Source organism: Bradyrhizobium sp. CCGUVB1N3, from assembly GCF_024199925.1.
Lineage (GTDB): Bacteria > Pseudomonadota > Alphaproteobacteria > Rhizobiales > Xanthobacteraceae > Bradyrhizobium.
Genome location: NZ_JANADR010000001.1, coordinates 9,869,898 through 9,882,385, shown reverse-complemented (window position 1 = coordinate 9,882,385; position 12,488 = coordinate 9,869,898). Strand labels below are relative to the sequence as shown.

The 12,488-nt window shown below is 58.9% G+C and carries 11 protein-coding genes; 7 read left to right on the top strand and 4 right to left on the bottom strand.

Annotated features, from left to right (window positions below; all coding sequences use genetic code 11):
• Positions 1 to 8: 8 nt before the first annotated feature.
• Entirely contained in the window at positions 9 to 851 is an 843-nt protein-coding gene (locus NLM33_RS46705) for an IS5 family transposase (protein ID WP_254099474.1), read from the bottom strand.
• Between the two features lie 172 nt (positions 852 to 1,023).
• On the opposite strand from NLM33_RS46705, the gene NLM33_RS46700 reads away from it, so the two are divergent.
• Positions 1,024 to 2,595, top strand: coding sequence for a type IV secretory system conjugative DNA transfer family protein (locus NLM33_RS46700; protein ID WP_254105607.1), 1,572 nt, complete (start codon positions 1,024 to 1,026; stop codon positions 2,593 to 2,595).
• Here the strand turns inward: NLM33_RS46700 and NLM33_RS46695 are convergent.
• Positions 2,589 to 3,242 (bottom strand): hypothetical protein, encoded by a 654-nt coding sequence (locus NLM33_RS46695; RefSeq protein WP_254105606.1) that lies wholly within the window; start codon positions 3,240 to 3,242, stop codon positions 2,589 to 2,591. The genes NLM33_RS46700 and NLM33_RS46695 overlap by 7 nt on opposite strands.
• A 748-nt stretch (positions 3,243 to 3,990) precedes the next feature.
• Between NLM33_RS46695 and NLM33_RS46690 the strand changes: the two genes are divergently transcribed.
• From NLM33_RS46690 to NLM33_RS46675, 4 genes are all read left to right on the top strand, one after another.
• Positions 3,991 to 4,302 (top strand): PadR family transcriptional regulator, encoded by a 312-nt coding sequence (locus NLM33_RS46690; RefSeq protein ID WP_254105605.1) that lies wholly within the window; start codon positions 3,991 to 3,993, stop codon positions 4,300 to 4,302.
• Positions 4,303 to 4,314: 12 nt separating this feature from the next.
• Complete coding sequence (locus tag NLM33_RS46685; protein WP_254105604.1) at positions 4,315 to 4,980, top strand: hypothetical protein; 666 nt, start codon at positions 4,315 to 4,317, stop codon at positions 4,978 to 4,980.
• A gap of 328 nt (positions 4,981 to 5,308) precedes the next feature.
• A complete protein-coding gene (locus tag NLM33_RS46680) occupies positions 5,309 to 6,568 on the top strand; it encodes a DUF4407 domain-containing protein (RefSeq protein ID WP_254105603.1) in 1,260 nt (419 codons plus the stop codon).
• Positions 6,569 to 6,577: 9 nt separating this feature from the next.
• Positions 6,578 to 7,030 (top strand): hypothetical protein, encoded by a 453-nt coding sequence (locus NLM33_RS46675; RefSeq protein WP_254105602.1) that lies wholly within the window; start codon positions 6,578 to 6,580, stop codon positions 7,028 to 7,030.
• Positions 7,031 to 7,347: 317 nt separating this feature from the next.
• Here the strand turns inward: NLM33_RS46675 and NLM33_RS46670 are convergent, their stop codons facing one another.
• Complete coding sequence (locus NLM33_RS46670) at positions 7,348 to 7,965, bottom strand: site-specific integrase (RefSeq protein WP_254105601.1); 618 nt, start codon at positions 7,963 to 7,965, stop codon at positions 7,348 to 7,350.
• Positions 7,966 to 8,107: 142 nt separating this feature from the next.
• On the opposite strand from NLM33_RS46670, the gene NLM33_RS46665 reads away from it, so the two are divergent.
• On the top strand, positions 8,108 to 9,208 hold the full coding sequence (locus tag NLM33_RS46665) for a tetratricopeptide repeat protein (RefSeq protein WP_254105600.1): 1,101 nt from the start codon (positions 8,108 to 8,110) through the stop codon (positions 9,206 to 9,208).
• Between the two features lie 67 nt (positions 9,209 to 9,275).
• Here the strand turns inward: NLM33_RS46665 and NLM33_RS46660 are convergent, their stop codons facing one another.
• Positions 9,276 to 11,123 (bottom strand): ParB/RepB/Spo0J family partition protein, encoded by a 1,848-nt coding sequence (locus NLM33_RS46660; RefSeq protein WP_254105599.1) that lies wholly within the window; start codon positions 11,121 to 11,123, stop codon positions 9,276 to 9,278.
• Positions 11,124 to 11,503: 380 nt separating this feature from the next.
• On the opposite strand from NLM33_RS46660, the gene NLM33_RS46655 reads away from it, so the two are divergent.
• Positions 11,504 to 11,848 (top strand): DNA -binding domain-containing protein, encoded by a 345-nt coding sequence (locus tag NLM33_RS46655; RefSeq protein ID WP_371930096.1) that lies wholly within the window; start codon positions 11,504 to 11,506, stop codon positions 11,846 to 11,848.
• The last annotated feature ends 640 nt before the right edge of the window (positions 11,849 to 12,488 follow it).

Below are 12,488 nucleotides of genomic sequence, written 5' to 3'. Positions count from 1 at the left end.
AGTCTGACTCAAAATTGCATTGCTGTTTTTATGGCTGCGATGCGCCTTGTCATGAGTTGGACGGAGGCGAGGAAGAGCCAGGCAGTTGCGCTTTCGATGGTTCGCTCGAAGTCCTTGGCCAATCTGCGGTTGCGGCCGAGCCAGGCGAAGGTTCGTTCGACCACCCAGCGGCGCGGAAGCACCTCGAAGCCCTGTGCGGCATCGGAGCGCTTGATGATCTCGACAGTCCACCGGCCGATCTTTCCCAGCACCGCCTTGAGCTTTCCGCCGGCATAGCCGCCATCGGCGAAGATATGGCGCAGCCAGGGGAAGCGGTAGCGAATGCTGCACAGGACATCTGGCGCGCCATCGCGATCCTGGACGTCGGCAGCGTGAACGATCGCGCCGACCAGGAGCCCTTGGGTGTCGGTGACGATGTGGCGCTTTCGACCCTTGATCTTCTTCCCCGCGTCGTAGCCGCGAGGGCCGCCACCTTCGGTGGTCTTGACCGATTGGCTGTCGATCACACCAGCCGTCGGCGAGGCCTCCCGGCCGATCGCCTCGCGCGCCAGCATCAGGAGTGCGTGGTTGATCGATTGCCACAATCCGCTGTCCCGCCATTGGTAGAAATAGTACTGCACCGTGGTCATTGGTGGAAACAGAGTGGGCGGCAGCATGCGCCACGGCAACCCGCCGCGCAGCAGATAGAGCACTGCCTCGACGATGTCCCGATAGCTCCATTTCGGGCGCCGCCCGCGCTTGGCCCGCACAGGAAGCAACCTCTCCAGCACGACCCATTCCGCATCCGTCAAGTCGCTTGGCAAACGCAGCTCCTCTCGGGCAAACTGTGCCCGAGTGATATCAGTCCACATTCTCGATCCCTTTGATGCTTCGCAACACCAATGGAATCAGAACTCGCTGATATCACTCAACTTATTTTTCGGTCGGACACTAAGATCTCATCCGCCCTACGAGACTTTACGAGAGGCCGCTGACAAACCCGCGTTAGGATTGAGCCACCGAACCTGCAATATGGAGAGAATGATGTGGGATTGGCTCAGAAGCGAACGTCAGAAATATCGCGTGCCGACGAAGCGCATAGTGCTCACCAATCATGCATCACTGACGGGCCTCGATCATCGCGGTCAGGAACTCTTTGGGCGGGCACTGCCGCGCGGCGTATTGCTGCCGCGGCTAAAGCCTGATCGCGAGCGTGTCAATTTCTGGATGTCACCAGGCGAATTGCTGCGGCACCGGTTCGTGCCCGGCCAAATCATGCTCGGAAAGTTTGCGGGGCAATATCTCGGGCATATGGATGACAGGCCTCTGGTGACGTTTGCGCAATCTCGTTCTGGCAAGACATCCACGGTGATTGAGCCGAACCTCTATCTCTATCCGGGCTCGACGCTGGTGCTTGATCCAAAAGGTGGCATCAGCCATCTGGCCCTCTATAGGCGCGCCCTCGGGCACCAGGTGCATATCCTCGACCCCTTTGGGCAGTCGGGTGAACCGAGCTCCTCGTTCAATCCGTTGAGCGCGCTTGATCCCGACAATCTCGCCATCGTCGACGATGTGGCTTTGATTGCCAACGCTTTGGTGCCGGACGATGGCGATCCGAGATCAAGGCATTGGAACGACAGCGCACGAAAGCTGATCATTGGTGTCATTCTTCTCGTTCTGGCGCTTGAGCCTGATGAGCGCAACCTCGTCACGGTGCGCGAACTGCTATGCCTCAGCTATCCTCCCCTCGTTGAAGGGGCCCGAATGGTGGCCGCCAGGGAAGCTGCCGACGAGGCGACGGATAAACGTCGCAAAAACTTCTCGGCCAATGCACAGGCTCTGGAATTCCTGCTCCGGCGCATGAAGGCGCTGGGGCCGCGGTTCGGCGGCATTGCTGCTGCGATTGGTGACCGGTTTCTCAATATGCCTGAGGGCGAGCGCGGAAATATTTTCTCGACAGCGGCAACGCATACCGACTTTCTCGACAGTCTCTTGTTGCGCCGGACATTGCTGCGTTCGGATTTCAGGCTGGATGCCCTGAGGAGCGACCGGCCGACGACAATCTTTCTCTGCCTACCTGTGGCGCGTGTCGAGCCGCACGCAAGGTGGCTGCGCTTGATTGTGCAAATGTGCTGTATCGTACTGGAGCGCATGGGGCCTTATCCACGCGACCGTACGCCCATCTTGTTTCTGATGGAGGAGTTCGCGACGCTCGGCCATATGCAATATATGGAGCATGCAGCCGCCTACTTCCCCGAATTTGGCGTCAAGCTGTGGGCGATCCTGCAAAATCTGACGCAACTGCAAGCCCACTATAAGACTGGTTGGGAAACCATACTTGGCAATGCGGGCCTGTTGCAGTTCTTCGCCAATGGTGATGGCGAGACCTTGCGTTACATCGAGAGTCGGCTTGGTAAGCTGATCGAGCCGTTCGAGTTGCACAGTGCGTTTTCGCGTGAACGTCAAAGCCAGATTTTGCTCATGGCCGGCATGCCGCCGGCAGCCGCATTGCGGCTGGAGCATGAGGATGTCGACACGATCCGCAGACAGGTGCTGCGTGCGGCGCGAGACATGACGCACCAGAAGCCTGGCCAATTCCGTTTGCCTGGTCAGTAGACCTCGGGAAAGGTCACCTCGCGGCGCGTCCAAAGTTGCTCGATGGCCTCTTTGAGATGCGCCGCAAGTATGTCGGGGGTACGGTCGTTGTCGTCGCTCGGATTGGCGGTCATCAACTTCACGAAGCGGGTTCCGACAGTCGCGCAGATATTCTTCTGGTTGGGCTCTCCTGGCGCGTCTTGCAGCTGGGGATGATTCTCGCCGATGTCTTCAGCAAAGAATACGTCCTTGCCATCGATGATCATGCAGTCGGGGCGGACTTCAACACTGTGTCGTGCCCTGATCTTGAAGCGGAGGATCAGCCAGTCGATCAGAGCCGTCGCCGCAAGGACGCCGAGCACCGGCGCCGACAAGAAATCATCGTCAGCGGGAACTATCAGCCAGCCGCCCAACGTGGTCACCGCAAGGCACAAGGCAACACGAATGCACTTCAACGGCCAACTGAGGTTGAGATCCGTGTAGTGGATGAGGATGCCACCCTCGGGCGTCAACACCCGTGAGTAGCCCTCGAACGGGCTACGACTCCCGACCGACGCAGCACTCAAGCTGACATCGGCAGGGGCTTGCAATTGCTCGTCCAGCAAAATGTCCGCCAGTTGTGTATCGAATGCGACCGACGGCGGCGAGTATGGTGGCGGATGAACCATTTCAACATTCTAGCGCGCAATCCGACTTGAGGGGGGCGATTACAAAACATTCCTATCCTTTCCGACGCGATGTGCTCCAAGCCGAGGTGACGCGCAAACCACATCTTCGCTTTTGAGCATTCCGTTGCGCACCAAGCGCTTAAGCCCAAGTTTGCCGAAAGTATTTAATGCATTTGCATAAATCTCGGACGAACGTCTAAACTTGGGGCTTAAGGCTTAACAAGATTGGCAGACCAAGACGAAAGGAGTGACGTGAACACGAATGCCGACGCACCAGCGCATCAAAACGCTTCGCCCGCGAATTCGCATCAGCGCGACCGTCGGTGATTGTTAGGGTCGCAAGCAGAACGCATCCTCGTTGCTCTCAAGGTTATGGAGAATGGCGCGACCCCGACGGAGATTGCCGAACTAATCGGTCGTTATCTTCCCAAGCCACCAATGGGGACGATTTACCCAACGCTCGACCGAATGCTTGAGGGCGAATTGGTGGTTCGGCGACGGGGCGATCCAGCACCTGTGCGGGGCGGCAAAGCAAATGTCTATTACTCGCTTTCACCCAAGGGCCTAGTAGCTGTCGAAGAGGCAGATCGTCAACGCGCGGCTCTTCAGGATATGTCTGATCGAAGCCCCCCCGTGCCGCGCCCTACACCGAAGAAGGGCGGCCCGAATCTTTCGTAATCGAGAACGCTCGCCACAATTCGAACATCATGTCGATATTCCTTACAACGTATAACAAGGGATAACGATCATGGGTCGTACAGAGCAGGCGCTGTTGCTAGCGTTGCAGATCGCAAAGGGCGGAGAATTGTCGACCGCCGAAATCCAGGAAGTCCTTTCCGACAAGCGTTTTGCTGTCACACTTGGCACGCTTTACCCAACGCTGGATCGTGCGGTCAAAAAGCAATTCATCAGCCGCCGCAAGGGAGATCCCCTGCCTGAGCGCGGCGGAAAGGCACGCGTCTATTATAAGCTAACGAACATCGGTCGAGCCGCGCTGATCGAAGCTAACAGAACGAGTGAGGCGATCCATTCGCTGACCTTGGTCTCCGCGAAGAAGTGAAGGGAGCGCGCGATGAATTTGTTGCAACGAGCATTTCAAGCCACGGTGAACGGTCTGTGCAGCGCCCTGTCGGCCGACCGTGCCGACGAAACTCTCGTCTGTCTGCATGATATGTATGAGCAGCACCGCTCGACAGGGCGTAGCGTCACCAGGGCACTTTCATCGTGCGCCGTCCAGTTCACCTCGGCCCTAGCGGCCGATTGGTGGCTACGGTTTGCCTCTCCACAACATCTTGCCTTAGCGAATGGCGGCGTCATCATGAGCAAGAAGGAGCGCTTTGCCATATATCGTGGTCAAGCAACTGTCGGGGCGCTCATCGCGGTGTGTCTGTTGTGGGCCATCGACCATCACTACTTATTCCAATACCACCAGGAAGTTTTCGCCACAACTCCCGGCGCGAGACTCTCTTTGCTCATTTTCGCGGCTTTCACATTCTTGATGGTGTGCCGCACCGCATACAGGCGACACGAACTGCTACCGCTGGCGATGCTCTACGCTGCTGGGAAGGGTGCTGTCGTTGGCTTCTACATTTTCGCGATTGGCATGGCTCTCCTTGATCTTGCTTATCTCAATCTGTGGTTTCTGACTCGGCTGCTCCTGCCCTTGTTCGTCGCGGGAGGCGCCATTCTGAACGTTTACGCCAAGTACTTGTCGCCAGATTGTGCGAGAGCCCAATGACTTCGGACCTTCGGTCTTATGCAGACAATTGGCTACGCTTAACCGCATAACCGAACCGGCCCTCTGAAATCGCCGGACAGTAAACACGACCGACATCGTGCGCGAACGATGCCGTAACGTCCATGCTTGTCTCCCTGATCGCATCTGAACAATGCGCGCAAGCAGTGTTGCGCGCGCACGATGGAGTTCGCCCGTATGAAACGTTGTAGAGCGCCACCCTAGGGCCGCCGCGCCGCATCCCATCCAAAACTTCCACGATACAAAACCGGCGATCGTACCGCGACCACCGCAGAGGATTCTCATGCTCTGAAACGAAGGAGAATATTTCATGGACTCGGACCAACCAGTCAGAACCGGCGGCCTTACCCGGTTCTTGATAAGTAAAAGCGGAATCGGGACAGAGATCCAAGACCTCTACGCTACCACCGCAGATATCTCGGCCTTACGCAACCGCGCGGCGGCGCAAACTGGAGCTTTCTTCTATTGCTTCGGCACGATGGCGATCGCCGGAGAGACGACGTTCGGAACGCCCGGCGAGTTTGATGCAATGCCGATCGTCGTGGCTTTTGGTCTCGCCTATCTTCTCTGCATTCGCATGGACGCGTTTGTCAATCTGCGCGGCCTGTACGCTCAGGGCAATCGGCAGCTCCGCAAGATGGGGCTCAAGCTTCCCCATGGCGCTGACGATGTCGGGTGGTGGGTGCTTTTGCTCTCGAAAGCCAGCGTTGGAATGGCGGTCGCCATTATCGCAGGTACGCTAACCGCTCAGGTCTTTTTCCGATCTGAAATTCAAGCAGAGCTCTCGTCCTTGGTTGCGAACCAAAACGCGCCTATCCTGGCTTTCCACACCAAAGCCGTCGACGCTGAACTGAAGGTGGCGCGTGATACCCGCGATCGGGACGCCAAGGATCTGGCCGAACTCAATGCGCAGCGAGGTACGCTCGTCAAACGGGAGACGCAACTGTCCGGCGGTGTGGGGCGCTCGAACGCGAAACAGCAGGCAAGTCTTTCGGCGGCCCGTGAAGCAAACACCGAAACACTAGGTAGCATCGATATCAGGATCAAGGCGGCGGAAGTGAGAGCCTCGGCCTCCGATCAAGCCTACAGGCTCCGTGAGGCCAATCGCAATGCGGACGTACGCGTTCGCGCGGAATCCGATCCGCATTACACGAAGCCGCCATCAGGCCTCTTAGCCGGCCTGACGGCCTTGAAAAATGCGGCGGCGAAGGATTCCGTTGTCGCGGCGGGAGTTGGGATCACCGACTTCGTCGGGCTGGCTTTAGAGGCCTGGATTTTGATCCTCGCTCTTGCGAGCCCTCCGACCAAACTCGCCGTTAACCTCTACCGCGACGTGCTGCGGCATTCCGCGGACTCAGCGCGCCGCCTGGCTGTCGAGCTGAACGGCAATCCCGATGACGACGAGCCGAGCCCGTCAGGTGGTGCCGCCATTCCGCCGGCGAACGCGAGCGGAGCGGCATCACCTCTCGCCTCCCTCGCTGAAGAACCAGTCCAGCCCGCGCCTCGCAGAGGCCGTGGCCGCCCTCGGAAAAACCCCCTCGTCCCTTCGATCACCCAGCCGTTAATGTAGGAGCCGACAATGAACGAACGCACTAACTCTGCATCGTCATCCCGGCGCGTTTCCGCGCCGGCAGGTATCGACAGCTTTCATCTGCTCGATCTGCCACCGCTCGCGCAGGCGCAGGTGATCGGCGTTGAGGCGATCACGCTGAAGCTGCGGGGAACAACTGATCCTCGTGACGTCAGGAGCATGTACCATGAGCTGGAGACCAAGGCGACGACGCCCGCCTTCAAGGTTGGATCGCGCTGGGCGATCTGGATGTATGCGGTTCGGGCGAAATACTGGACGCAGCAGAAGCGATCATGGAACGATGTAGAAGAACCGCTCGTGAAGCTGCATGTACTTTTCAGCGCGCTACTGCCATTGCTCGTCAGGGTGTGCCGCAGTGACCTCGACCAACGCGACAAGGCGCAGCTTGCGCATACCGTCGCTGAAACGTCGCGACTGATCGAGCGAGTTTTACAGTCATGAAAAACTCATCTCAAAGCAAGCGGGAACGTCTTAGCGTTCCCGCTCGGCCTGCTTAATGTAGCTCTGATAGTCAAAGAACTTTGGATCGCCCCCACCTCCGCGCGCGTACAACGTCCAGGCCGCAGCCCGCTCGCTCTCGACCCGCTCCGAGGGAGACAAGCCATCGACACGTTCGCAAAACGGATTCCAGATTTCGTGCTGAGGGTCATGACGCATGTTGGCCGCTCCGGTCAGGTCCAACCCAGACTACACATTGGAGCAGTTCGACGACCGAATTGTCTTGTATTGCGCGCTGAAAATATTGTTGGCCGCTGCCTTCATCGATGTTTGGCCGACCGCCACATTCGGACGGCAAAGGTTCGCTCGTCCGGACCGCAGACATCGCAATAGATGGCGGTCGTCTTCGGCGATGAGTGACCTAGCCAGCGCTGGATCAGATGCTGCGGCACAAATCTGGCGCTGGCGTTGACGCCGAAGCCGTGCCGCAGGCCCTTTGGCATTGCCGCCGTATAGCTGACGCCAGCCCTCGCCATTACTTCCTTGACGCGCCGCCAGGCCGTGGTCCGGCTCCAGCGCCAGAGGCGTGTGGTCGCTCCCAGCGGATCACGCTGTCGGCGGCGGATGCCGAAAGCTCGATTGAGCTCTTGGACGTGGCTGCGCGGGAGCGGCACCTGCCGGACGACACCCGGCTTGCGACGCTTCAGGGTGCGGATCGTGGCGACGCGGCTATCGAGGTCGATGGAGACGGCCGAGAGAGCCAGAATTTCGGAGATACGGCCACCGCTGTAAAAGAGGGTCAGACAGAAAAGCCGGACTTCGGTGCACGCTCGTCCGGCTGCTCGGATAAACCGCCGCCGCTCGGCGTCATTCAGGTACTTACGCTCACCCGAGGGACCAAAAAGGCTGAATTGTGAGCCGCCCGCGCGCTGTTGCATCGAACCTCCGGCCGAAACCGTAAGCTACGTTTTGTTTCAGCACGGAAGTCCCCATATTTACTGCGAGAGCGCGTGCACTCTGGAAATTTAGCGCCTGAGTCTAACGTTTCTTGAAGGCCAATTTCAACAGCATTTTGGCAGCTTGAAACAAAACGTAGCTTACGGGTTCAAACGCCCGCCCATCCTCGCATTCCCGACGCTCAAGAAGCCCCGACCAATTTCAGTCATTATCGCTTGCTCGCTTCTGACAGGTGCGGCAAGCTTCGGCCAGGTTGCCGCGCAGACTACCTCACCCTCGGCGCTCGGCGCTGACGTGAATGCCAAGTGCGACGACCTCGTATCGCGCGGAGATCGCGCTCAGGCATTGTCATGGTGCCGCCGCGCGGCCGAAGCGGGATTTTTGGGCGCTCAGGTTCACCTCGCGTACCAGTATTTCAATGGTGATGGTACTAAGCGGGATTTTGCGCAAGCCGCGCTTTGGGCCCGCAGGGCCGCGGATCAAGGCGATGTTCGTGCCCAGGAGTTGCTGGCGACCATGTACCGAGGCGGTGCTGGCGTTCCCAAAGACTACGCACAATCCATGAGTTGGGCCCGCAAGGCGGCCGCGCAAAATTCTGCCATCGGACTTTATACGGTTGGCCTCTTGTACGGAAACGGCTGGGGTGTGGCAAAGGACTATAAAGAGTCGCTCAATTGGCATCTCCAAGCAGCCGAACAAGGATATGACGAGGCTCAACTGATTGTCGGCAGCTACTATGAAATGGGCTGGGGCGTGACGCGCGATCATGCAGCGGCCCAGCAATGGCTCAGAAAAGCTGCCGACCAGGGCAATGAAAAAGCGAAGGAATTTTTGAAGCAGATGCAGGCGCTCGACAAAGAGTCACCCGAAGCGGTGCCTTCCGATTTCAGCGGACTTCAATTGCTGTGCAAAGCGGCCAACGGCGACATCGCGAACCTCGATATTCCGGCGAGCCGGGCGGACGTCCAGTACGGATCGTCGCACTATCACAATGGCACCGTCGTCTCGCAGACCGACGAGAGTGCGATTGCCATGGTCGCCGGGCGAGCCGGTCAGAAATACGAGACGGTGCAGTATGTGCGGGTCGCTGACTCCAGGATTGAATTTGGCGATACCGAACACACCCATACTCTTGACCGCTACACAGGCGTGCTGAGCGTCACTTACCATAAGAAGTTTGTGTTCGATCCGATTCACTGCGCTGTCAGACGGAAGAAATTCTAATGCGGGGATCGACTTCGTGGGACACTGCGCTGCCGCTGTGCCCCACTTGGCCGCATTATTGCCTATCCTACTCTGGCTTCTCCTGAGCGGTGGGCCGCAGTACCGACGGCAACCAGCCCTTGCCGTTCAGAAGCTCTTCAGCGCGCTCGGCCATGGCCTGCTTCATGAGACCAGCGATTAGCCGGGCCTCGTCCTCTCCCCTTCCCTCGCGCACAGCCTCTAGAATGCGCTCCTTGCTGACACGCCCGAGATAGTTGGCAACGGTCGGCTGCCAATAACGGGTCATGTCGTGCGGCATCGCCTTTGCCAGCGTGCCGGCATGGGCCAGCGCGGTGCGGCCTGAACCGCCATTAGACCGCTGCACCGCATCGAGGGACAGCGACGCGCAATGGGCGAGCAGGGCCAGCAGTTCGTCCATGGCAAGGGAAGAGACGAACACCCAAAGCGCTTCGCCATCCTCCGGCATCCTCGCTTTCCACGCCGCGTGACGCTCGGCAATCGCCTGACCCGCAACGCTCTCTGCGATGCCCGAGGCAACACCTGAAAGCGAGATCGCGCTGAGGGAAAGCCCGAGGCAGGACAGGTCGTTGAAACGATAGAACGCCTTGGCCGCCACAGCATGGGTGACCGCGATCAACGCCAGCTCGGGGGCTTGCGCCAAATCGTTTTGCAGGCCCGCCGTTCGGTAAGCCGTCAGTTCGGCAGTCAGCGCCGCCGACAGACCATCCGCCGCTTTGGCGGCTAGCGGTGCGGTCTTGCCGTCCCCGTCGCCCTCGCCTTCCTCGTGGGGCACGTCCTCGGGCCGCAGATAGCCGCGCTCGATGCGAGCTTCGCCGTTGTTGCCCAGAGCAACAAACGCACCGGCGCGTGCAATGTCCTCGGGAACGAAAGCCTCTTCGGTGAGCTTGGCGATCTCGCTTTCGAGACGTTCGATGTCGGCGTACGCGTCCTCCGAAGCATCGTCCTGCTCGGCGGCGTTGCTGGCCAGCTCCAATTCGTCCTGCAAGGCAGAAAGTTGTTGCTGTTCGTCATCGCTGAGTGTCCGGGCAACCGTGTCGATGGTCGCCATGGCCGCCGAACGCTGATAGTCGTACTCGACCTCAACCTCCACCCATTTCCAGCCTTCGGCCACGACACTCTCAGCGACGCGCTGAAGCTTCTCGCGCACAAGGCGGTTGAGCAGGGGCGCATCGGTCAGGTAACCGCCGTCCTCCTCATCGAACAGATCGCGGGTGACGGTACCGCCTGCCGCCTCGTAGGCGTCGAGACCGACGAAGGCTACGCGCCGGTCATCGGTCGACACCTGTCCTTCGGTCAGAGCCCGCAGGATAGCGGGACGATTCTTGTTCCAGCCGAGTTCGGCCCAGACCTGTTCCTGCCGTGCATGGTCGTCGGTGATAGTGAAGGCGGTCAGCTGGTCGAGATTCATCGCGCCTTCGCGGTAGAGTGTGAGCAGGGCTGGGCTGACCGCACCGAGCTTCAACCGCTGCTTGACGACGGCAGGGGTGACGCCATAGCGGCCCGCGATATCCTCGACGCTCATGCCCTCCTTCTGGTTCAACTCGGCAAAGGCTTCGTACTCATCAGCGGGATGCATGTTGCTGCGGATGGTGTTCTCGGCGAGGCTGATTTCGGTTGCATTGTGCGTGGTATCGACAATGCAAATGATCGGCTCGTCCTTCTTGATCTCCTTGCGTTTGGCCCGCAGCAATTGCGCGAGACGACGGCCCTCACCGGCATTGACCAGATAGTTCCCGGTCGGCTTGTTCTTGGGGCCAAGCTCAGGCTCGACGACCGGATATTGCAGCATGCCGACCGAGGCGATGCTGGCGGCGAGTGCCGTGATCTCACCTTCGGTGTGCGGCGTCTTGCGCACATTCTTCGGCGACTTCTTCAATTTTCCGAGCGGCACCACGACGATGTTGCGGGCTTCGGCAGGAATGTTCTTTCGGTTGCTCATGATTTTGTCCTTGTGGCTGAGGTTCTGCGCGGCAAAAAGCCGCCATGAACCTCTGCCTCGCGGCGAGCAGCGGGTGTGCAAGGCGCAAGGGCCGAAGGAAGTTGCCTTCGGCAACTTTTTTGGGGGGGACCGCGCTCGCGCGGGGGAGCCAAAACCCTTCAGGGCCTGCCCTTGCGCCGCGCCGAGGGCGGCGCCCTAAGAGCAGGTCGCGGCAGCGGCAAAACAATGCTTCATGAAAGAAATGTACGCGCAGAGCGCGTTCCAGGAGAAGGATTTTCCAGTTTCACAAATTTGGTGGTGCGTGGGGAGCAACACGTGATGCGCTTTTTGAGTCTATGCACGTGCCTTCACCTCGCTACGATCGCGCCGATCACCTGACCAAGTTCGAGGCTCTGATGAAGAGACCGGCTATTGATCCCGATGTTGCCGATACAGCCCCCAACGATTGCATGCTGACACCCTACGACTGGGCACATCTGGTCACTTATTTGCGCCTCCTCGACGCAGACGCCGAAGGTGTTGATTGGCGCCGAGTTTCACAAATCGTTCTGCACATCGACCCGGTCCGTGAGCCGGGCCGCGCGCGGCAGGCTTATGAAAGTCATCTGGCACGTGCGGTATGGATGACCGAGCATGGCTACCGTCATCTCCTGCACGGTGACGTTCCAAGCCTCAACTAGTCGCTTCTATTGAGGACGGTCGGCCAAGCACCCAAGCTGCGGCGCTTCAGGGTCATCCCGCTGTCATGCCGTCCTTACTTGCTGCATGTGGTTGAAGATCAAGCAGATGCGCTGCGTCAGCGTTCCAAGTTATTGCCGAAAATCGTTAGGCGCGGGACCGTTACCAAACATTCCCCTATCGGCGTCGTGACGGCGAAAGTAATTTCGCGCTTGCTTGCACCCTGAAGTTGTTGAGGATGAGCCGTCAGTCGTGTGACCATTCTTGGTGTTTTCATGTATAAGAAGCTTCAAGCGAGATACGTTTTGGCACTCCTCGCTGTGCTTCTCGGTCTCATCGGAGAGACGTCGCGTTCGATTGCGGCCGACAACCTTGCTCGCTTCATCTGTCCGTCCTTCTGTGGACCGGACTCTAACTCCATCTGGAGGAAGTACACAGCGGCAGGTCGCCGAGCGTCAATGAGAGATTTGTCTGTCACGAAGTTTCCAAAATTGCTTCGGACCAGCGTTGCTCTCGTCTCGCTTGTTCTGTGCATCACATCCGCGTTTGCTGAAGACAATCGGCGTCTAGCTCCGCCATCCTCCTCTGCGCCTAAGCTAAGCGACGATCCAAAATACGACGAGGTTCGGAACAGGTCGCAAG

Excerpts from the sequence above, each read along its gene's own strand:
- NLM33_RS46700 (WP_254105607.1), top strand. The coding sequence starts at position 1,024 with ATGTGGGATTGGCTCAGAAGCGAACGTCAGAAATATCGCGTGCCGACG.
- NLM33_RS46705 (WP_254099474.1), bottom strand. The coding sequence starts at position 851 with ATGTGGACTGATATCACTCGGGCACAGTTTGCCCGAGAGGAGCTGCGT.
- NLM33_RS46675 (WP_254105602.1), top strand. The coding sequence starts at position 6,578 with ATGAACGAACGCACTAACTCTGCATCGTCATCCCGGCGCGTTTCCGCG.
- NLM33_RS46670 (WP_254105601.1), bottom strand. The coding sequence starts at position 7,965 with ATGCAACAGCGCGCGGGCGGCTCACAATTCAGCCTTTTTGGTCCCTCG.
- NLM33_RS46695 (WP_254105606.1), bottom strand. The coding sequence starts at position 3,242 with ATGGTTCATCCGCCACCATACTCGCCGCCGTCGGTCGCATTCGATACA.
- NLM33_RS46655 (WP_371930096.1), top strand. The coding sequence starts at position 11,504 with ATGCACGTGCCTTCACCTCGCTACGATCGCGCCGATCACCTGACCAAG.
- NLM33_RS46680 (WP_254105603.1), top strand. The coding sequence starts at position 5,309 with ATGGACTCGGACCAACCAGTCAGAACCGGCGGCCTTACCCGGTTCTTG.
- NLM33_RS46690 (WP_254105605.1), top strand. The coding sequence starts at position 3,991 with ATGGGTCGTACAGAGCAGGCGCTGTTGCTAGCGTTGCAGATCGCAAAG.
- NLM33_RS46685 (WP_254105604.1), top strand. The coding sequence starts at position 4,315 with ATGAATTTGTTGCAACGAGCATTTCAAGCCACGGTGAACGGTCTGTGC.